This window comes from Streptomyces sp. WM6372 (assembly GCF_001279655.1).
GTDB lineage: Bacteria > Actinomycetota > Actinomycetes > Streptomycetales > Streptomycetaceae > Streptomyces.
Genome location: NZ_LGDB01000203.1, coordinates 85,322 through 104,428, shown reverse-complemented (window position 1 = coordinate 104,428; position 19,107 = coordinate 85,322). Strand labels below are relative to the sequence as shown.

At 74.5% G+C, this 19,107-nt stretch carries 15 protein-coding genes; 8 read left to right on the top strand and 7 right to left on the bottom strand.

Going from position 1 to position 19,107, the window contains the following annotated elements; translation table 11 throughout:
- Positions 1-3: 3 nt before the first annotated feature.
- Entirely contained in the window at positions 4-1,530 is a 1,527-nt protein-coding gene (locus ADK52_RS26460; protein ID WP_053692329.1) for an ATP-dependent DNA ligase, read from the bottom strand.
- A 152-nt stretch (positions 1,531-1,682) separates the two neighbouring features.
- Between ADK52_RS26460 and ADK52_RS26455 the strand changes: the two genes are divergently transcribed.
- The 3 genes from ADK52_RS26455 (at position 1,683) to ADK52_RS26445 (ending at position 6,150) form a co-directional block, all read left to right on the top strand.
- On the top strand, positions 1,683-4,427 hold the full coding sequence (locus tag ADK52_RS26455; protein ID WP_053692328.1) for an alpha/beta fold hydrolase: 2,745 nt from the start codon (positions 1,683-1,685) through the stop codon (positions 4,425-4,427).
- Positions 4,424-5,290 (top strand): ABC transporter permease, encoded by an 867-nt coding sequence (locus tag ADK52_RS26450; RefSeq protein ID WP_053692327.1) that lies wholly within the window; start codon positions 4,424-4,426, stop codon positions 5,288-5,290. Before ADK52_RS26455 ends, ADK52_RS26450 begins: the two co-directional genes overlap by 4 nt.
- A 128-nt stretch (positions 5,291-5,418) precedes the next feature.
- Complete coding sequence (locus ADK52_RS26445; protein WP_182508485.1) at positions 5,419-6,150, top strand: carbonic anhydrase; 732 nt, start codon at positions 5,419-5,421, stop codon at positions 6,148-6,150.
- A gap of 55 nt (positions 6,151-6,205) precedes the next feature.
- Here ADK52_RS26445 and ADK52_RS26440 read toward each other — a convergent pair whose 3' ends face one another.
- The 4 genes from ADK52_RS26440 to ADK52_RS26425 form a co-directional block, all read right to left on the bottom strand.
- The gene (locus ADK52_RS26440) at positions 6,206-7,147 is read right to left on the bottom strand and encodes an aldo/keto reductase (protein ID WP_053692326.1); all 942 of its coding nucleotides are present in this window, start codon (positions 7,145-7,147) and stop codon (positions 6,206-6,208) included.
- A 96-nt stretch (positions 7,148-7,243) separates the two neighbouring features.
- A complete protein-coding gene (gene galK / locus ADK52_RS26435; protein ID WP_053692325.1) occupies positions 7,244-8,401 on the bottom strand; it encodes a galactokinase in 1,158 nt (385 codons plus the stop codon).
- Positions 8,398-9,438 (bottom strand): galactose-1-phosphate uridylyltransferase, encoded by a 1,041-nt coding sequence (galT, locus tag ADK52_RS26430; protein ID WP_053692324.1) that lies wholly within the window; start codon positions 9,436-9,438, stop codon positions 8,398-8,400. Before galT ends, galK begins: the two co-directional genes overlap by 4 nt.
- A gap of 149 nt (positions 9,439-9,587) precedes the next feature.
- Positions 9,588-11,387, bottom strand: a complete 1,800-nt coding sequence (locus tag ADK52_RS26425) for a glycoside hydrolase family 35 protein (RefSeq protein WP_053692323.1) — start codon at positions 11,385-11,387, stop codon at positions 9,588-9,590.
- Between the two features lie 217 nt (positions 11,388-11,604).
- On the opposite strand from ADK52_RS26425, the gene ADK52_RS26420 reads away from it, so the two are divergent.
- The 5 genes from ADK52_RS26420 (at position 11,605) to ADK52_RS26400 (ending at position 17,167) form a co-directional block, all read left to right on the top strand.
- Positions 11,605-12,771, top strand: coding sequence for a substrate-binding domain-containing protein (locus ADK52_RS26420; protein ID WP_053692322.1), 1,167 nt, complete (start codon positions 11,605-11,607; stop codon positions 12,769-12,771).
- Positions 12,772-12,907: 136 nt separating this feature from the next.
- Positions 12,908-14,233 carry an ABC transporter substrate-binding protein gene (locus ADK52_RS26415; protein WP_107090173.1) on the top strand — a complete coding sequence of 442 codons (1,326 nt, stop codon included), beginning with the start codon at positions 12,908-12,910 and terminating at the stop codon, positions 14,231-14,233.
- Positions 14,234-14,292: 59 nt separating this feature from the next.
- Positions 14,293-15,141 (top strand): carbohydrate ABC transporter permease, encoded by an 849-nt coding sequence (locus tag ADK52_RS26410; protein ID WP_053692389.1) that lies wholly within the window; start codon positions 14,293-14,295, stop codon positions 15,139-15,141.
- Positions 15,138-16,121, top strand: a complete 984-nt coding sequence (locus tag ADK52_RS26405; RefSeq protein WP_078988610.1) for a carbohydrate ABC transporter permease — start codon at positions 15,138-15,140, stop codon at positions 16,119-16,121. Before ADK52_RS26410 ends, ADK52_RS26405 begins: the two co-directional genes overlap by 4 nt.
- A 59-nt stretch (positions 16,122-16,180) precedes the next feature.
- Positions 16,181-17,167, top strand: a complete 987-nt coding sequence (locus ADK52_RS26400) for a hydroxyacid dehydrogenase (RefSeq protein WP_053692387.1) — start codon at positions 16,181-16,183, stop codon at positions 17,165-17,167.
- On the opposite strand, the gene ADK52_RS26395 is transcribed toward ADK52_RS26400, so the two are convergent.
- Both ADK52_RS26395 and ADK52_RS26390 read right to left on the bottom strand, forming a co-directional pair.
- Entirely contained in the window at positions 17,155-17,970 is an 816-nt protein-coding gene (locus ADK52_RS26395; protein WP_053692321.1) for a sugar phosphate isomerase/epimerase family protein, read from the bottom strand. The two genes, ADK52_RS26400 and ADK52_RS26395, sit on opposite strands and share 13 nt — an antisense overlap.
- Entirely contained in the window at positions 17,967-19,043 is a 1,077-nt protein-coding gene (locus ADK52_RS26390; protein WP_053692386.1) for a LacI family DNA-binding transcriptional regulator, read from the bottom strand. The genes ADK52_RS26395 and ADK52_RS26390 overlap by 4 nt, the downstream gene beginning before the upstream one ends.
- Positions 19,044-19,107 lie beyond the last annotated feature (64 nt).

The window sequence follows — 19,107 nt, the reverse complement described above, 5'->3', positions numbered from 1 at the left end:
GCCTCAGCCGTCGCCGAGCACCGTCTCGACCGTGTCCGCCTCGTCCGCGCTCTTGTCCGGGCGGTGCCGCAGCACCCGGGCGAAGCGCAGCGCGACCCCGGCCGGGTAGCGCGGGGAGCGCTGGAGGCCGTCGTAGGCGATCTCCACGACCAGCTCCGGCCGCACCCGCACGGTGAAGCCGTCGTCCTCCACCGCCAGCTCCCCCAGCCGCTCCGTCTGCCAGCGCAGCATCTCGTCGGTGAGCCCCTTGAAGGTCTTGCCCAGCATGGCGAAGGAGCCGTCGGCGGCCCGCGCCCCGAGGTGCAGGTTCGACAGCAGTCCGGTGCGCCGGCCGTGGCCCCGTTCGACGGCGAGCACCACCAGGTCGAGGGTGTGCACCGGTTTCACCTTGAGCCAGTGTTTGCCGCGCCGCCCGGCCGCGTAGGCGGAGTCGAGGCCCTTGACCATGACCCCCTCGTGACCGCGGCGCAGGGTCTCGGTCCAGAACTCCTCGGCGGCCGCCGCCTGCTCCCGCACGTCCTCGACGACGAGCCGGCGGACCCGGGACTCCTGCGGCACCAGGGCGGCGAGCGCCGCGTACCGCTCGCGCACCGGGAGGTCGAGGAGGACCTCGTCCCCCGCCGCCAGGACGTCGAAGAAGTACGGGACGACGGGCAGCGTCCGCCGGGCGGCCTCGACGTCGACCCGTGATCCGACCCGGCTCGCGACCTCCTGGAAGGGCACCGGGCGGCCGTCGGGCGCCTGCCCGATCACCTCGCCGTCGAGGATGAACCGCTCCCCCGGCAGCGCCCGCGCGAGCTGCGCCACCTCCGGCAGCCGGCCGGTGATGTCGTCCAGGGAGCGCGTGTACACCCGTACGTCGTCCCCGTCGCGGTGCACCTGCACCCTGATCCCGTCGAGCTTCTCCTCGACCGCGCAGGGCCCGAGCGCGGCCAGGGCCGCGGCCACCGACTTGGCGGTGTTCGCCAGCATCGGCTGTACGGGCTGCCCGACGCGCAGGGTGACCCCGCGCAGGGCCTCCGCGCCGCCGGCCAGCACCGCCGCGGCCACCCGGGGCAGCGAGCCGTCGAGCATCGCGGCGCGGCGCAGTTCGGCGGCGGGTACCCCGGCGGCCGCGGCGACCCCTTCCAGGGCGACCGCGTCGAGGGCGCCCTGGCGGACCTCGCCGGAGAGCAGGCTGCGCAGGAACCGCTGTTCGGGCCCGGTGGCCGCGCCGAGCAGGGCGTCGAGGATCCGGCGCCGCTCGGCCTGCGCGCCCGTGCCCGCGACCGCGGCGAGCTCGGTCACGGCCGCGTCGACGGCGGTGACGGTCAGGGTGGGCCCGCCGGCGGGCTCGACGTCCCGGCCGAGCGCCCGCCAGCCGATGCCCGGCCGGCCCTGCGGGAGGCGCCCGGAGAGGTACGAGATGACCAGGCCGGCCTCCTCGGGCGGCGCGGCGGCGAACAGCTCCGCGAGCAGGGCGCTCTTGCGGGAGCGGGCGGAGGTCTCGGCGACCTCCCGGGACACGCGCGCGACCTCGGCGAGCAGCATGCCGTCATCCTCCCGCCGCTCGGCGTGCGCCGCAGGTCGGCTCCGGGTACCGCGGATGCGGTATGCCGGGCCGCCCGGGTACTCCTTCAGGAGGTGGGCGGTTCCGCCTGGGGGTGCTCAGGGGGCCGCGGCCCGGCGTCTAGGGTTCCCGTATGAAGCCCCGACTGCCGAAGCTCCGGCTGCCACGGCGCCGCCGCACCCGCCTGCTCGCGGGGGCCGCCGCGCTCGCCGTCGTCGCGGGGGCCGGCACGTGGACCGCCGCCGCGTCCGGCGAGGCGCCCGCCGTGCACCGCCAGGACCGCATGGTGGAGATGCCCGGCGCGGCCATCGACACCTCGTACTTCACGTCCGGCGGCGGGCAGAAGCGGCCCGCCGTGCTGCTCGGGCACGGGTTCGGCGGCAGCAAGGACGACGTCCGCGCGCAGGCCGAGCGGCTGGCCCGGGACGGGTACGCCGTCCTGACCTGGTCGGCGCGCGGCTTCGGCCGCTCCGGCGGGCAGATCGGGCTGAACGATCCCGAGCACGAGGTCAAGGACGTGTCCCGGCTCGTCGACTGGCTCGCGCTCCAGCCCGAGGTGCGGCTCGACGGGGACGGCGATCCGCGCGTCGGCGTCGCGGGCGCCTCGTACGGCGGGGCGGTCTCGCTGCTCGCCGCCGGATACGACCGGCGGGTCGACGCGATCGCCCCGCAGATCACGTACTGGAACCTCGCGGACTCCCTCTTCCCGCAGGGCGTGTTCAAGAAGCTGTGGGCGGGGCTGTTCTTCACCACCGGTTCGGCCGACGGGATGCAGCCCGGGGCGCTGCCGCCGGGCGGCGACGGCGCGGCGGCCGCCCCCGCTCCCTCCGATGCCGCCACCGCCACCGCCTGCGGGCGGTTCCAGCCCGAGCTGTGCGCCATGTACGAGCGGGTCGCCGTGGCCGGTAAGCCCGATGCCGAGGCCCGCTCCCTGCTGGAGCGGCGCAGTCCGTCGGCGGTCGGGGACCGGATCAAGGTACCGACCCTGATCGTGCAGGGCCAGGACGATTCCCTGTTCCCGCTGGACCAGGCCGACGCGATGGCGAAGGCGATCGCGGCGAACGGCGCGCCCGTCGCGGTGGACTGGGCGGCCGGCGGGCACGACGGGGGCGTGCGCGAGGCGGGCCGGGTCGAGGACCGGGTGACCGCCTGGTTCGACCGCTACCTCAAGGACGAGCAGGGCGCGGACACCGGTCCGGCCTTCCGCGTCTCGCGCTCCGGAGGCATCGATTCCACCGACGGGGAGGTCCGGCTGCGCGGCGCGAGCGGCGAGCGTTATCCGGGGCTGACGTCCGCTCCCCGGGAGTTCGCCCTGAGCGGGCGGGAGCAGACCTTCGCCAATCCGGCGGGCGGCGCCCCGCCCGCGCTGTCCTCCCTGCCGGGGATCGGCGGGCAGCTCGCCGCCGTCGGGGCCGGGCTGTCGCTGGACTTCCCCGGGCAGAACGCCCGGTTCGAGTCGCAGCCGCTGACCGGGGAGGTACGGGTCACCGGGACCCCGACCGTCACCCTGAACGTGAGGTCGACGGCTGCGGACGGGTCGGCCGTCCTGTTCGGCAAGGTGTACGACGTCGGGCCCGACGGCCGGCAGCAGGTGCTGCCGAGTCAGCTGGTCGCCCCGGTGCGGGTGGAGAACGCGCAGCAGGGCGCCACGGTGGAGCTGCGGCTGCCCGCCGTCGACCACGCCGTGGAGGCCGGGCACCGGCTGCGGCTCGTCGTCGCCGCCACCGACCTCGGCTACGCGTCTCCGGCCGCGCCGGCCACGTACACGGTCGCGGTGCGGGGCGCCCTGGCCGTGCCGGTGGCCGACGGGGTGCGGACGGCCTCGGCGGGGCTGCCCGCGTGGACCTGGGGGCTGCCGCTGGGCGCCGCGCTGCTGGCCGCGGCGCTGCTGGGGATCCGCAGGACCGGCCGGGAGGGTGCGGGGGTGCGGGCCGGGGTACCGCAGCCCGACCCGGCGCTGGCCGGCGTACCACTGGAAATCACGGGCCTGACGAAGCGGTACGCGCGGGCACAGGACCGGTACGCGGTGCGGGACCTGTCGTTCCGGGTGGAGAAGGGGCAGGTCCTGGGCCTGCTCGGGCCCAACGGCGCCGGGAAGACGACCACGCTGCGGATGCTGATGGGCCTGATCTCGCCGGACGAGGGCGAGATCAGGGTGTTCGGGCACGCGGTACGGGCGGGGGCGCCGGTGCTGTCGCGGGTCGGCGCGTTCGTCGAGGGGGCCGGCTTCCTGCCGCACCTGACGGGGCGGGCCAACCTGGAGCTGTACTGGCAGGCCACCGGGCGTCCGGCCGAGGACGCGCACCTGGCGGAGGCCCTGGAGATCGCCGGGCTCGGCGACGCGCTGGAGCGCGCGGTGCGCACGTACTCGCAGGGCATGCGGCAGCGCCTCGCGATCGCGCAGGCCATGCTCGGGATGCCGGACCTGTTGATCCTCGACGAGCCGACGAACGGTCTGGACCCGCCGCAGATCCGGGAGATGCGGGACGTGATGATCCGGTACGCGGCGGGCGGACGGACGGTCATCGTCTCCAGCCACCTGCTGTCGGAGGTCGAGCAGTCGTGCACGCACCTGGTGGTCATGGACCGCGGGCGGCTGGTACGGGCGGGCGAGGTCGCGGAGATCACGGGGGGCGGGGACACGCTGCTGGTGGCGCTGGCCGGGCCGGTGGACGAAGGGACCGTGGCGAAGGTGGCCGCGCTGGAGGGAGTGGGTGCGGTGACGGCCGCCGATGACGGACTGCTCGTACGGCTGGAGGGCGCGACGGCCACCGGGCTGATCGCCGAGCTGGTGAGGCTGGAGGTGCCGGTGAGCGCAGTGGGTCCGCACCGCCGGCTGGAGGACGCGTTCCTCACGCTGATCGGAGGTGCGGCATGAGCGCCGCGACGGAGGTGGCCCCCGGCTACCGGCCGAGCCGTACGCTGCCGCTGCGCGTGGAGGCGCTGCGGCAGTGGCGCCGGCGCCGGACGCTGGTGATGGGCGGGGTGCTGGCCGCGCTGCCGTTCGTCATGATCATCGCGTTCGCCGTGGGCGGCGGGCAGGACGGCGGCCGGGGCGGCGGGGACGGGCGGATCACGCTCATCGACACGGCCACGGCCTCGGGCGCGAACTTCGCGGCCACCTGTCTGTTCGTGTCCGCCGGCTTCCTGCTGGTGGTGCCGGTGGCCCTGTTCTGCGGGGACACGGTGGCCTCGGAGGCGAGCTGGTCCTCGCTGCGCTACCTGCTCGCCTCGCCGGTGCCGCGGGCCCGGCTGCTGTGGAGCAAGCTGGTGGTGGCGCTGGGCTTCAGCCTGGCGGCGATGGTGCTGCTGCCGGTGGTGGCGCTGGCGGCGGGCACGGCCGCGTACGGCTGGGGACCGCTGAAGCTGCCGACGGGCGGCTCGCTGGCGGCCGGTGAGAGCGTGCCGCGCCTCGCGCTGGTGGTGGCGTTCGTCTTCGTGTCGCAGCTGGTCACGGCCGGGCTGGCGTTCTGGCTGTCCACGCGGACGGACGCGCCGCTGGGCGCGGTGGGCGGGGCGGTCGGCCTGACGATCGTCGGCAACGTGCTGGACGCGGTGACGGCGCTCGGCTCGTGGCGGGAGTTCCTGCCCGCGCACTGGCAGTTCGCGTGGGCGGACGCGCTGCAGCCGCAGCTGGAGTGGGGCGGGATGATCAAGGGCGCCGCGGTGTCGGTGTCGTACGCGCTGGTGCTGTTCGCGCTCGCGTTCCGCGGGTTCTCCCGCAAGGACATCGTGTCCTGAGCGTGGGCCGTCCGTGCCCATCGGGACGGCGGCCGCGTGCGCCTGCCGCCCGGTCGCCCCGGCGCGCTGAACAATCGCGGTCGTCACGACGTACGGACGCGTCTGCGCGGCACCGAGGGGTACGACCGATGCACACAGCAGGACTTCCGGCTCGCAGGACCGTGCTGGCCGGAGGCCTCGTGGCGGCCGCCGTCGCACTCTCGGGATGCTCGCCCGCACCTCCCCCGAAGGTGGCGACCGCCGCCCCGCAGCCGCGGCCGGCCACTCCGCAGGCCGCGTTCGCCCGCCTGATGGAGGGCAACAAGCGCTGGGTGAACGGCAACCTCGACCACCCCGACCGTGATCCGGAGCGGCGCGAGCTGGTCGCCGAGGCGCAGGACCCCTTCGGGGTGGTCCTGTCGTGCATCGACTCCCGGGTGGCGCCCGAGCTGATCTTCGACACCGGGCTCGGCGATCTGTACGTGCTGCGCACGGGCGGGCAGGCGGTCGGCCCGGTGGTGACCGGCTCGGTCGAGTACGGGCCTCTGACGGGCGGGACCCCGCTGGTCGTCGTGCTCGGCCACCAGCGCTGCGGGGCCGTCGAGGCCGCGTACAAGTCGCTGAAGGCGGGCAAGCCGCTGCCCGGCAACCTGGAGGCGCTCGCGAAGGCGATGGTGCCGGCGTACGAGCTGACGGCGAAGGACCCCGGCGCCGACCCCGTCGACACCATGACCCACCACCAGATCAAGGTGACCGCGGACGATCTGCGGGCCAACTCCGACCTGGGGCCCCTCGTGGAGAAGGGCGCCCTGGGCGTCGTCGGGGCCTACTACTCGCTGGACACCGGAAAGGTGGAGGTCCTGACGGGTGCGCCCGCCTGAGCCCGGCCCGGGGTGCGGCTCACGGCGTGGCTCACGGCTCGGCGCACGGCGTGGCTCACGCCCCCGCGATCGCGTCGATCTCCGCCAGCAGTTCGGGCTCCAGGGGACGGTCGGCGACGGCCGCGTTGGCCCGCACCTGTTCGGGGGAGGTGGCGCCCGCGATGACGGAGGAGCAGCCGGGGCGGGCGGAGAGCCAGCCGATGGCGAGTTCGAGGATGCTGCGGCCGTGCTTGTCGGCGACGGCGGCCAGCGCCTCGACCGTGTCGAGCCGCTCCTCGGTGACGTAGCCGTCGCGGCCCTCCAGCCGGGAGCCGGCCGGAACGGCGGCGCCCCGGCGGATCTTGCCGGTCAGCAGGCCGTTGGCGAGGGGGAAGTAGGGGAGCACTCCGAGGCCGTAGTGCACGGCCGCCGGAACGAGCTCCCGCTCCGCGGACCGCTGGAGCAGCGACCATTCGTTCTGCGCCGACACGAAGGGCACCGCGCCGGTTTCGCGGGCGACGTGGGCGGCTTCGGCGAGCTGCCAGCCGCTGAAGTTGGAGTGGCCGATGTAGCGGACCTTGCCCTCGGTGACGAGCTCGGTGAGCGCGGCCAGGGTCTCGGCGATGGGGGTCACCGGGTCGGGGCTGTGGAGCTGGTAGAGGTCGATGTGGTCGGTGTCCAGGCGGCGCAGCGACTCCTCCACGGCCCGCCGGACGTACGCGCGGCCGCCGCGGGATCCGGCGGCGGGCCCGTACTCCATGGACATGCCCGCGTAGCCGAACTTGGTGGCGAGGACGACCTGATCGCGGCGGCCCTTGAGGGCCTGTCCGAGGTGCCGCTCGGAGCCGCCGAGCCCGCCGTAGATGTCGGCGGTGTCGAGGAGGGTGATCCCCGCGTCGAGGGCGGCGTCGACGACGGCGCGCGTGGCCCGGGCGTCGAGGCGGCCGCCGAAGTTGTTGCAGCCGAGGCCGACGGCGGAGACCTGGAGACCTGAACTGCCCAGCGGGATGTAGCGCATGCGTTTCGTTCCTCCGAACGTCAGTAGAGATCGACGAGAGTCTTGCCGATGGCCCAGGTCCCGTCCACCAGGCCGTCGAAGGGCTCGGACGGCCCGTCAGAGAACGCGCCCGGCCCCGGCGGCCGGGGCCGCCGCCGTCACGCGCGGCGGCTTGGATCCGGCCGCGACGAAAGCCTCCGTGACCGCCCGGGTCACGTCCGCCTCGGCCTCCGCGTCGATCAGGGCCAGGGCCGAGCCGCCGAAGCCGCCGCCGGTCATCCGGGCCCCGTGGGCGCCCGCCGCGTTGGCCGTGGCGACGGCCAGGTCGAGCTCCGGGCAGGAGACCTCGTAGTCGTCGCGCAGCGAGGCGTGGCCCTCGGTCAGCAGCGGGCCCGTCTCGCGCAGCCGTCCGGCGCGCAGCAGTTGCTCCACCCGCAGGACCCGCTCGTTCTCGGTGACGACGTGCCGGACCCGGCGGCGCCGGACCGGATCGTCGAGGCGGGCCAGGGCCCGGTCCAGGTCCTCGTACGGGAGGTCGCGCAGGGCGGGCAGCCCGAGCGCGGCGGCCGCGCCGTGGCAGGAGGCGAGGCGCTGGGCGTACGCCCCGTCGCCGAGGGCGTGTGTGACGCGGGTGTCGATGACCAGGAGGCGCAGTCCGGCCGCCGCGCAGTCGAAGGGGATGTGCCGCTGTTCGAGGGTGCGGGTGTCGAGGTGGAGGGCGTGGCCTTCGGTGGCGCAGGCCGAGGCCATCTGGTCCATCACCCCGCAGGGCACGCCGACGTAGGCGTTCTCGGCCCGGCGGGCGAGCGCGGCCAGTTCGGGCCGGGTGAGCGGGATCCCGTACAGGTCGGTGAGCGCCAGGGCGGCGGCCACCTCCAGGGCGGCGGAGGAGGAGAGTCCGGCTCCGGTGGGCACGTCGGAGCGGATGTGCAGGTCCGCGCCGCCGACGGGCAGGCCCGCGTCCAGCAGCGCCCACACGGCTCCGGCGGGGTAGGCGGCCCAGCTCTCCGGGCCCTCGGGCGGGCGGGCCGGGTCGAGCCGGTCCAGGTGGAGGGTGACGACGCCGGAGGGGACGTCGGCGGAGTGGAGCCGCAGCGTCCGGTCGGGGCGGCGGGCCGCCGCCACCTCCGTGCGGTGCGGGAGGGCGAAGGGCAGGGCGAAGCCGTCGTTGTAGTCGGTGTGTTCGCCGATCAGGTTGACCCGGCCCGGCGCCGCCCAGACCCCCTCGGGCAGGGACCCGTACAGCCGGTGGAATCCGTCCGCGGCCCGGCTCATCGGCTCGCCACCTCCCGCAGCCGCGCGGCCGCGTCCTCGGGCCGGACGTCGTTCATGTAGGCCTCCATCCCGGATTCGGTACCCGCCAGGTACTTGAGCTTGTCAGCGGTGCGGCGGACCGTGAAGAGCTCCAGGTGGAGCGCGAAGTCGGCCCGGCCCTCGCCGGAGACCGGCGCCTGGTGCCAGGCGGAGATGTACGGGGTGGGCGCGGACGTCCCGAAGAGCCGGTCGAAGCGGCGCAGCAGCTCCAGGTAGAGGCCGGGGAACTCGGCGCGGGCCGCGTCGTCCAGGGTGGTCAGGTCGGGGGTGCGGCGGTGCGGGTGGAGGTGGACCTCGTACGGCCAGCGCGCGGCGTACGGCACGAACGCGGTCCAGTGCTCCCCTTCGAGGACGACCCTGGTGCGCCCGGCGCGTTCGGCGGCGAGCACCTCCTCGAAGAGGTTGCCGCCGGTGCGGGCGCGGTGGGCGGCGACGGTGGCGAGCATGCGGGTGGTGCGCGGGGTGATGAAGGGGAAGGCGTAGATCTGGCCGTGCGGGTGGGCGAGGGTCACGCCGATCTCGGTGCCGCGGTTCTCGAAGCAGTAGACCTGCCGGACCCCGGCGCGGGCGGAGAGCTCGGCGGTGCGGTCGGTCCATGCGGCCAGGACGAGCGCGGCGCGTTCCTCGTCGAGCTCGGCGAAGGAGGTCCGGTGGTCGGGGGTGAAGCAGATGACCTCGCAGCGGCCGGTGTCGCCGGCGAGGGAGGGGAAGCGGTTCTCGAAGACGACCACGTCGTAGTCGGGGGCCGGGACCTCGCTCGCGCGCCCCTCAGTGGAGGGGCAGAGCGGGCAGGCGTCGGCGGGCGGGTGGTAGGTGCGGCCCTGGCGGTGGGAGGCGATGACGACGGCGTCGCCGAGCAGCGGGTCCAGGCGCACCTCGGAGGAGGTGGCGGACGCGTCGAGGGGGCGGGTGTCGGGGACGGCGCGGGCCGCGCCGTCGTCGGCGTCGTAGTACAGGATCTCGCGGCCGTCGGCCAGGCGGGTGCTCGTTCGCTTCACGGGAAGAGCTTCTCTCAGGGGAAGGTCGGGGAGGTGCGAGGGGGTTCGCCGCGGGTCGCGTCGCGGTCGCGTCGCGGTTTCGCCGCGGTCCGCCGCTGTCCGCCGCTGTCCGCCGCTGTCCGCCGCTGTCCGCCGCGATGGGCCGGGATTCATTCGAGGGTGACGACGGTGGGGCGGCCGAGGTCGGGGCGGTCGCGCAGCGGCAGGTCGGTGCCCGGGCGCTCCAGTTCGAGGAGGACGATCTCGTTCCGGCCGGCCCGCCAGAGGGGCGCGGGGGCGTAGAGGGTGCGCTGCGGGCCGCACGGGGTGTCGTAGTGGCCGAGGAGGAAGCCGTTCAGCCAGACGAGGCCGGTGCCCCAGCCGGAGACGTCGACGAATCCGTCGGCGGCGTCGCCCGGGAGGGCGTGCGTGAAGCGGTGGAAGGCCGGGCGGCCCGTGTCCTGCGGGCTCGTCTTGGTTTCCGACGACCAGCCGAGGCCGCTGAGGCCGGTGAGCGGGAGCGGCCGGATCTCCCACTCGAACAGTTGCTGGTGGCCGTGCCGGACGCCGCGCCAGATGCCCTTGCGGTCGTCGAGGAGCGGGCCGTAGTTGACCCGGCCCTGGGCCCGGACGAGGACGTCGAGGACCGCCCCGGCCTCGCCGACGGCCAGGTCGAGCCCCTCGTCGGGCCGGTTGCGGTCGAGGATGCCGAGGGGCTCGCCGTCGGCGAAGACGTACGCGCGGTCGCCGAGGCCGTCGATCCGGACGGGCATCGCGGGGCGCGGCCCGGTGATGGTGGTGCGGTAGTGGATCAGCCCGTGGGACTGGCCCAGCTTCTCCATGGGTTCGGGCGCGGGGCGCAGCACGGGCGCCCCGCCGAGCACGTCGAGGTGGTCCAGGAGCGGGGCGCTGCCGGCGGGGACGGCGAGGGCCGGGGTGATGCGGGGCGGCGGTTCGGGCAGCGGTCCGTCGGGGAGGGGGACGTACTTGCCGATGACCTCGCGGAACGCGTGGAACTTGGGGGTGAGTTCGCCGGCCTCGCCGATCGGGGCGTCGTAGTCGTAGCTGGTGACCGTGGGCTGGTAGCCGGGGTCGCCGGGGCGGGCCCCGGTGTGGTTGGCGCCGGCCCAGAAGCCGAAGTTGGTACCGCCGTGGGCCATGTAGAGGTTGACGGAGGCGCCGGTGGCGAGGAGTTCGTCGAGGGACCGCGCCGCGTCGTCGACGGCGCGGACGTGGTGGTCCTCGCCCCAGTGGTCGAACCAGCCGATCCAGAACTCCATTGCCGCGAGCGGGCCGGTCCGCTGGTAGCGGCGCAGGTGGGCGAGGCGTTCGGCGGGGCGCGCGCCGAAGGTGGCGGTGGCGAGGCGGCCGGGGAGCGTGCCGCCCTGGAGCATGGCGTCCTCGGGCCCGTCGGCGGTGAACAGGAGGCAGTCCACGCCGCGTTCGACCAGGGCCCGTTCCACATGGGCGCGGTAGCGGGTGTCGTTGCCGTACGAGCCGTACTCGTTCTCGATCTGGACGGCGACGACCGGACCGCCGCGGCTCGCGAGCAGGGGCAGCAGCTCGGGGGCGACGAGGTCGAACCAGCCGTCGACCTCGGCCTCGAAGCGCGGGTCCGAGCAGCGCAGGTGGAGGCCGTCGACGGCGAGGAGCCGGGCGGGCAGGCCGCCGAAGTCCCATTCGGCGCAGATGTACGGGCCGGGGCGGACGATGGCGTCGAGGCCGAGGTCCTGGGCGGTGCGCAGGAAGCGGCCGAGGTCGCGCGGGCCGGTGAAGTCGGCTGTGCCCGGGGCGCTCTCGTGGAAGTTCCAGGGGACGTACGTGTCGACCGTGTTGGCACCGAGGGCGCGCAGCCGCCGCAGCCGGTCCTCCCACAGGTCCGGATGGACCCGGAAGTAGTGCAGGGCCCCCGAGACGATGCGGTGGGGCCGTCCTGCGCGCCGGAATCCGTCCTGGTCGTACGTGAGCATGCGCTGACTCCCGGGAGAGGTCGTGATGCCGTGAGGTGCGAGACGCCGCCGAATATATGAACGTGGCGTCCACGCCGTCAATGACCGGTTGATCGGAAACGATCGAATCGATCGGTTCAGTTCTCTATGATGGCGGTGCAGACACGGACACGGACACGGACACGGGCACGGACACAGACACGGATGCCGTCGGAAGACCGCAGGGGGTAGGGAAACCTTGAGACCACATGTGGACCAGCGCCAGGCGCAGGTGCTCGCGCTCGTCCGGGCGCGGGGCAGTGTGCGCGTGGCGGACCTGGCGCAGGAGCTGGGCGTCTCGCCGGTCACCCTGCGGCGCGACATCGAGGCGATGGCGGCCCGGGGCGAGATCCACCGGATGCACGGGGTGATCAGCCGCGTGGAGACCGGGCGGCCGGAGCGCGGGCCGGCGGCCCGGGCATCGGTGTCGGCGGCGGCTGCGGCCGGGGACAGGGCGGCGGCCCCGGCCGGCGCCGAGGGACTGGTGGTCGGGATGGTCGTGCCGACCACGGAGTACTACTACGCCGATGTCGTACGCGGGGCCCGCGAGGTGGTCGAGGCGCGCGGCGCGCGGCTGACCGTGGGCCTGACCCGGTACCTGCCCGGCGAGGACCGCACGCAGGCGGACCGGCTGCTGTCGACCGGGGCGGACGGGCTGCTGCTCACCCCGAACTGGGATGCCGGCTCGCCGGGCCCCGGGGAAGGGGCGTGGACCGCGGAGCTGCCGGTTCCGACGGTACTGGTGGAGCGGTGGGCCCCGCCCGGGCATCCGGCGGCGGCGCTGGACCGGGTGGCCTCCGACCATGCGCACGGCGCGGCGACGGCGGTGCAGCACCTGGTGGAGCGGGGGCACCGGCGGATCGCACTGGCCAGCCGTGCGACGCCGACGACGCCGCGGCTGCGGGCCGGGTACGAGGCGGCGGTGGCCGCGCTCGGCCTGGAGCCGGCGCCGCCGTGGCCGCCGGCCGGGCCGGGCCCGCTCTCGGACGCGGACCTGTTCGCACGGACGCTGGACTACTTGTGCGAGGCGGTGACGGCGGGCGGGGTGAGCGCCGCACTGATCCACAGCGACACCGACGCGATCATGCTGATCCCGCGGCTCCAGGCGCGCGGCGTGCGGGTGCCGGAGGACCTCGCGGTGATCACGTACGACGACGAGGTGGCGGGACTGGCCGACGTACCGCTCTCGGCGGTCGCACCGGCCAAGCGCGAGGTGGGGGCGCGGGCGGCGGGGCTGCTGCTGGACCGGCTGACGGCGCCGGGCGAAGGTGACGGCGAGGGTGACGGCGACCGCGACGGCGCCTGCGCCGGCGGCGGCCCGCGGCAGCACGTGGAGCTGCTCCCCCGACTGACGATCCGCTCATAAGGAACAGGAAGGGACTCCACTGGCGATCATTTCGATCGAGTTGCGCATTCGCTCTTGACGGTGTGCGTGTTCGCACAAAAGATGGGCCGCGTTCTCCCATCCGCCGCTGTCCGCGGTCGTCCGTAGGAGCCACTCCATGTCGCGCAGCCTCCGTTCCTCCCGCATGCCCCGACTCGCCCTGACCGCCTCGCTCGCCTCCCTGGCCCTGCTCGCCACCGCGTGTGGCGGGGAGGCGAAGCCGGGCGGGGCGGGGGCGGCCGGCGGTTCGCCGGAGCAGCCGGTCACCGTCACCTACTGGTCCTCGTCCGCGGGTGCGCAGCAGACGGCCGACGCGTTCAACAAGACGCACCCGAACGTCCGGGTGCAGTTCTCGGCGGTGCCGGGCGGGCCGGACGGGGCGGCGAAGCTGGCCAACGCGGTCAAGGGCGGCAACGCACCGGACATCGCGACGATGGACTACTCGGCGCTCCCGGAGTTCGCGAGCGGCGGGAACCTGGAGGACCTGAGCGGGGCTTCCGGGAAGCTCGTCTCGGAGAAGTTCCCGGAGGCGGTCCAGACGCTGGTGAAGCTGGGCGGCAGGACGTGGGCCGTGCCGTTCGACGTCACCCCGCTCGAACTCTTCTACCGGAAGGACATCTTCGAGAAGCACGGGGTGGCCGTGCCGAAGACGTGGGAGGAGTACAAGGCGGCTGCGGAGAAGATCCACCAGGCCGATCCCTCGGTGAGGATCACGAACTTCGGCGGCGGCGACCCGGCGGTGCTGGCCGGCCTCTCCTGGCAGGCGGGCGCACGGTGGTACGGGACCGAGGGCGAGAAGTGGAAGGTCGCGATCAACGATCCCGCCTCGAAGAAGGTGGCGGAGTACTGGAACGGCCTGATGGCCTCCGGGGTGGCGTCGAAGACCCCGCTGTGGGGTGAGGGCGAGGCGAAGGAACGTTCATCCGGGCAGGTGGCGACCGTCATCGGCGCCGCCTGGACGGCCGGCACGTTCCTCGCGAACTACCCCGACCTCAAGGGGAAATGGGGCATCGCCCCGCTGCCGACCTGGGACGGCAAGCCCGCCACCGGCATGTACGGCGGGACCTCGTACATCGTGCCGAAGGGCAGCAAGCAGACCAAGGCCGCGGCGGAGTTCATCGCCTGGGTCACCACCGACCCGGAGGCGATCAAGGCGAGGCTCAGCTCGCTCAAGTCGCCGAGCAGCGCCCTGCCGGCCAATGCCGAGATGCGGGCCGAGGCCGCGAAGCTGTTCGACACGACGTACTTCGAGGGGCAGGACCCGTACGGCCTGGCCGGCGCGGCCGCCGCGACCATCGTGCCCGGCTGGACCTGGGGCCCGGTCCACCTCCAGGTCAGCTCGGTGCAGAACGCGACCGGCCCGGACCTGGTCAAGGCCCTGAGCGAGGGACAGTCGGCCGCCGAGAAGGCCATCAAGGACCGCGGCCTGGGTCTGGCCGGCTGATGCCCCGCACCGACTCCCCCGGCCGGTCCGCCGGAGGCGGTGGCGCGGCAGCCGGGTTCATGGCGCCGTTCTTCCTCCTCTTCGCGCTCGTGACCGTCGCCCCCATCGGGTACGCCGCCTGGCTCAGCCTCTTCCGCGAGGAGCGGTCCGGCCTCGGATTCGGTGGAGCCCAGCAGGTCTTCAGCGGAATCGGGAACTACACCAAGGCCCTGGCCGATCCCCTCTTCCTCGCCTCGTTCCGCCACGTCGCCGTCTACTGCCTCCTCTACATCCCCGTCATGGTCGGCGGCGCCCTGGTCCTCGCCCTGCTCCTGGACTCCGCCCTCGCCCGCGCCCGGCGGTTCTTCCAGATCGCCTTCTACCTGCCGCACGCCGTCCCCGGCCTGATCGCCGCGATGATCTGGCTCTACCTGTACACCCCCGGTCTCAGCCCCGTCCTCGACGTCCTCGACTCGGCCGGGATCTCGTGGAACTTCTTCGGCCGCGACGAGACCCTGCTGTCCGTGGTCAACATCTCGGCCTGGCAGTGGATGGGCTACAACATGATCATCTTCTTCGCCGGGCTCCAGGCCGTCCCCCGCGAGACCCTGGAGGCCGCCACCATGGACGGTGCCGGAGCCGTCCGCACCGCGTTCCAGGTCAAGGTGCCGAGCATCCGGCCCACCCTCGTCCTGACCGTCCTGTTCACCTGCGTCGGCGCCGTCCAGCTCTTCGACGCCCCGCAGTTGCTCCAGCTGCGGGCCACCGAGATGGGCGAGTCCTGGTCCCCGACCATGTACGTCTTCAGCGCCGCGTTCAAAGGCCACGACTACGGGCTGGCGGCCGCGAGCGCGCTGCTCCTCGCCCTGGTCGCCGGAGCCGCCTCGTACGTCGTCACCAAGCTCGGCAACCGCTGGAGGTCCGCATGACCGCCTCACTCGCCGCTGCCGGGGCAGCGGGCGCGGCCGCGGGCCCGGGTCCCGCCCCGGCCCCCGGAGCCGCGACCCCGCCCGCGACCCCGCCCGCGGCTCCGCCCGCGGGCCCGGCCCCCGCCCCCGCCCTCCGTACGCGCGGCAGCGCCCTGCTCTCCCGTACCGCCGTCAACGCCGCCCTCCTCCTCGTCGCCGCCTACACCCTGATGCCCCTCGCCTGGCTGGTCCTGGCCGCCACCAAGAACCGCCGGGACCTCTTCGCCACCGACCCCTACGCGCTGGGCGACTTCAGCCTCCTCGGCAACCTCGGCGAGGTCTTCACGTACGACGACGGCATCTTCGGCCGCTGGCTCGCCAACAGCCTCCTCTACACCGTCGTGGGCTCCACCCTCTCCGCCCTCATCAGCGTGGCCTGCGGCTACGCCTTCCACGCGTACGAGTTCCGGCACAAGGAGAAGCTGTTCGGCGTCGTCCTCGCCGGGATCCTGGTCCCCGCCACCGTGCTCCAGCTGCCGCTGTACCTGATGGCCTCGGCCGCCGGCGCCGTGAACACGTACGGGGCCTACCTGGTGCCCGCCCTGGTCAACCCCTTCGGCGTCTACCTGGCCCGGGTGTTCGCCGAGGGCTACGTCCCCGACGAGGTGCTGGCCGCCGCCCGCGTCGACGGCGCGGGTGAACTGCGGCTCTTCGCGCACGTGTCGTTCCCGATGCTGTGGCCGGGGTTTGTGACCATCTTCCTGTTCACCTTCACGGCCATCTGGAACAACTTCTACGGCGCGCTGACCATGCTGAACGACGAGCGGCTCTACCCCGTCAGTCTGGGCCTGTTCATGTGGAACCGCAGCGTCTACCAGCAGCCCGAGCTCTATCCCCTGGTGATCACCGGTTCACTCGTCGCCGTCGTCCCGCTCGTGCTGGCCTTCCTCGGTCTGCAGCGGTTCTGGCGCTCGGGTCTCACCGCAGGAGCCGTCAAGTGACCCACCGCCTCCTCCCCGCCGGCCCCGGCCCCCGGCGCCGCCCCGCCACCGTGCTCGCCATGAGCGCCGGCACCCGGGCCGCCCTCCTCAGCGGCCGCGTGCTGCCCGAGCTGGTCCGGGTCGCCGATGTGGACACCGACCTGCTGCTGACCGGCTTCGAGCACGAGGAACCCGAGCTGCGGCGCCGCCTGGCCGACGCCGAGGTGCTGTTCACCGGGTGGGGCTGCCCGCCGCTCGACACCGAGGCGATGGAGCGGATGCCGCGGCTGCGCGCCGTGGTCCATGCCGCGGGCAGCGTCAAACACCATGTCACGGAGGCCTGCTGGGAGCGCGGGCTGCTGGTGTCCAGCGCGGCCGCCGCCAATGCCGTGCCGGTCGCCGAGTACACGCTCGCCGCCATCCTGTTCGCCAACAAGCGGGTCCTGGAATCGGCCCACGCGTACCGGGCCGCGCGCGGCCCGATCGATCTGCTGCGCCGCTACCCGGCCGTCGGCAACTACCACCGCACCGTCGGCATCGTCGGCGCCTCGCTCATCGGCCGCCGCGTGATGGAGCTGCTGCGCCCCTTCGACCTGCGGGTGCTCGTCCACGATCCGTACGCCGACCCCGGCGAGCTCGCCGCACTGGGCGGGGAGTCCTGCGCGCTCGACGAACTGCTGAGCCGCAGCGACGTGGTGAGCTTGCACGCCCCCGCGCTTCCCCAGACCCGCCATCTGCTGGACGCGTCCCGGCTGGCGCTGATGCCGGACGGCGCCACGCTCGTCAACACCGCTCGGGGCTCGCTCGTCGACACCGCGGCGCTGAGCGAGGAGCTGGTGGCGGGCCGGCTGCACGCCGTACTCGACCACACCGAGCCCGAGGTGCTGCCCGCCGGTTCCCCGCTGTACAACCTTCCGAACGTGCTGCTCACCCCGCACGTGGCGGGTTCGCTGGGCGGGGAGCTGGACCGGCTCGCGGCAACGGCGGTCGAGGAACTGGAGCGGTACGCCCTGGGGCTGGACTTCCGCTACGCCGTCGACCGCGGCCGGCTCGCCTACTCGGCCTGAGCCCCCGGTCCCGCTCCCGCCCCTCTCGTCACCAGCTGTTCCAGGTACTCCCGGCCCCGCGCGAGCTGAGCGGGCAGCTCGGCGGCGCCGGCGTACCAGCGCTTCTCGTACTCCCAGCAGAGCCAGCCGTCCGGCGGTGCGGCGGCCACGGCCTCGGCGAGCGGCAGCACCCCGGCGCCGAGCCCGAGGGGCGTGAGCTCCTGCGCCGACGCCACGTCCTTCACCTGTACGTAGCCCAGGTGCCGCTCCAGCGCCGACCGCGACCGCGTCGGGGACTCGCCGCCGAGCCAGGTGTGCAGTACGTCCCACAGCGCGCCCGCACCGTCGTGCCCGACCCGGTCCAGGACCCGCGCGGCGGCGGCTCCGGTCCGGTGCGAATCGTGCGTCTCCAGCAGGATCCGCACTCCGTGCCGCTCGGCGAACGGTGCGGCGGCGGCCAGCCGGCGCACGGCATGGGCGTCGGCGGCGGCCTCGGACTGGTCGGCGCCTCCCGGGAACACCCGGACGTACGGGGCTTCGAGGTCGGCGGCGAGCCGGACCAGGGCGTGCAGCTCGGCCAGGACCTGCTCGTCGGGGCCGGGGGCGGCCACCCGGGCATAGCCCGCGACCCCCAGGACCGCGACCCCGGCGGCGGCGAGGGTGCGCAGGCCCGCCGCCCGGTCCGACGTCGGGCTGTCGGGGTGCAGGGGCTCCTCGGGGTGGGCGCGCAGTTCGAGGGCGTCGTAGCCGTGGGCGGCGGCGAGCGCGGCGCTCCGGTCGAGCGGCGCCCCGGGCAGGCCGAGGGTGGAGAAGGCGTACCTCACGGACGGCTCCCCCCGGGCGGGGGCGGCGCGGTCGAGCCGCGGACCATGAGTTCGGTGGGCAGGGTGGTGATGCCGCCCGGCGGCAGGGGCCTACGGCCCGTGACCAGCTGGGCGGCGAGTATGCCGGCCTCGCGCAGCGGTACGCGGACGGTGGTGAGCGCCGGGGCGGTGTCCACGCAGACCGGGAGGTCGTCGAAGCCGGCGACGGAGACGTCCCCGGGGATGCGCAGGCCCGCCTCGCGCAGGGCCGCGGCCACTCCGGTGGCGACGGTGTCGTTGGCCGCGGCGACGGCGGTGAACGGGACCCCGCGGCGCAGCAGCTCGCGGGTGGCGTCGTAGCCCGCGGAGCGCTCGAATCCGGCGTGCACGGTGAGCGGCTCGCAGGCTTCGGGCAGGCCGGGATCGTGCCGTCGCAGCGCCTCGCGGTGGCCGCCGAGCCGCTCCCGGGTGGTGCTCAGCCCCGGCGGGCCGGCGACGTACGCGATGCGCCGGTGGCCGAGCGACAGCAGGTGTTCGGCGAGGCGGAAGGCGCCGCCGCGGTCGTCGAACGTGACGGTGGCGACGGGCAGTGCGGGGGGTACGGGCAGCGGGGGCCGCCCGCACAGGACGACGGGGGCGCCGGCATCCGCCATTCGGGTGATGCGGGCGGTGAGGGCGGCGGTGTGCCCGGGCTCCTCGACGGCGCCGCCGGTCAGGACGACCCCGCCGGCCCGCTGGCCCTCCAGCAGGGTGAGGTAGGCGAGTTCGGCCGCGGGGGCGCCCTCGGTGTTGCAGACGACGGCGAGGCGGCGGGGGTCGCCCTGGCCTGTCGGGGCGAGCGCGCTCTGGAGGGATCCGGCGAGGATGCCGAAGAAGCTGTCCGCCACGTCGTGGACGAGGACGCCGACCAGGTCGGAGGTGGCGGCCGCGAGGGCGCGGGCGGGGCCGTTGGCCACGTAGCCGAGCTCTTCGACGGCCTGTTCCACGCGGGTCCGGGTGCCGCCGGCCACCGGGTATCCGCCGTTGAGCACGCGCGAGACCGTCGCGGGCGACACGCCCGCGTGCGCCGCGACTTCGGCGAGAGTCACCGCCATCTTGCACCCCTCCTGCTCGTCCCGGGCCATCGTCTCATCCGGGTGTGGATCTCCATACTCCCCG

What these genes read in the sequence shown, in the direction of transcription:
- ADK52_RS26445 (WP_182508485.1), top strand. Translation starts at nt 5,419, where the DNA reads ATGCACACAGCAGGACTTCCGGCTCGCAGGACCGTGCTGGCCGGAGGC.
- galK (WP_053692325.1), bottom strand. Translation starts at nt 8,401, where the DNA reads ATGAGCCGGGCCGCGGACGGATTCCACCGGCTGTACGGGTCCCTGCCC.
- ADK52_RS26390 (WP_053692386.1), bottom strand. Translation starts at nt 19,043, where the DNA reads ATGGCGGTGACTCTCGCCGAAGTCGCGGCGCACGCGGGCGTGTCGCCC.
- ADK52_RS26440 (WP_053692326.1), bottom strand. Translation starts at nt 7,147, where the DNA reads ATGCGCTACATCCCGCTGGGCAGTTCAGGTCTCCAGGTCTCCGCCGTC.
- ADK52_RS26415 (WP_107090173.1), top strand. Translation starts at nt 12,908, where the DNA reads ATGTCGCGCAGCCTCCGTTCCTCCCGCATGCCCCGACTCGCCCTGACC.
- ADK52_RS26460 (WP_053692329.1), bottom strand. Translation starts at nt 1,530, where the DNA reads ATGCTGCTCGCCGAGGTCGCGCGCGTGTCCCGGGAGGTCGCCGAGACC.
- ADK52_RS26425 (WP_053692323.1), bottom strand. Translation starts at nt 11,387, where the DNA reads ATGCTCACGTACGACCAGGACGGATTCCGGCGCGCAGGACGGCCCCAC.
- ADK52_RS26410 (WP_053692389.1), top strand. Translation starts at nt 14,293, where the DNA reads ATGGCGCCGTTCTTCCTCCTCTTCGCGCTCGTGACCGTCGCCCCCATC.
- ADK52_RS26405 (WP_078988610.1), top strand. Translation starts at nt 15,138, where the DNA reads ATGACCGCCTCACTCGCCGCTGCCGGGGCAGCGGGCGCGGCCGCGGGC.
- ADK52_RS26455 (WP_053692328.1), top strand. Translation starts at nt 1,683, where the DNA reads ATGAAGCCCCGACTGCCGAAGCTCCGGCTGCCACGGCGCCGCCGCACC.
- ADK52_RS26450 (WP_053692327.1), top strand. Translation starts at nt 4,424, where the DNA reads ATGAGCGCCGCGACGGAGGTGGCCCCCGGCTACCGGCCGAGCCGTACG.
- ADK52_RS26400 (WP_053692387.1), top strand. Translation starts at nt 16,181, where the DNA reads ATGAGCGCCGGCACCCGGGCCGCCCTCCTCAGCGGCCGCGTGCTGCCC.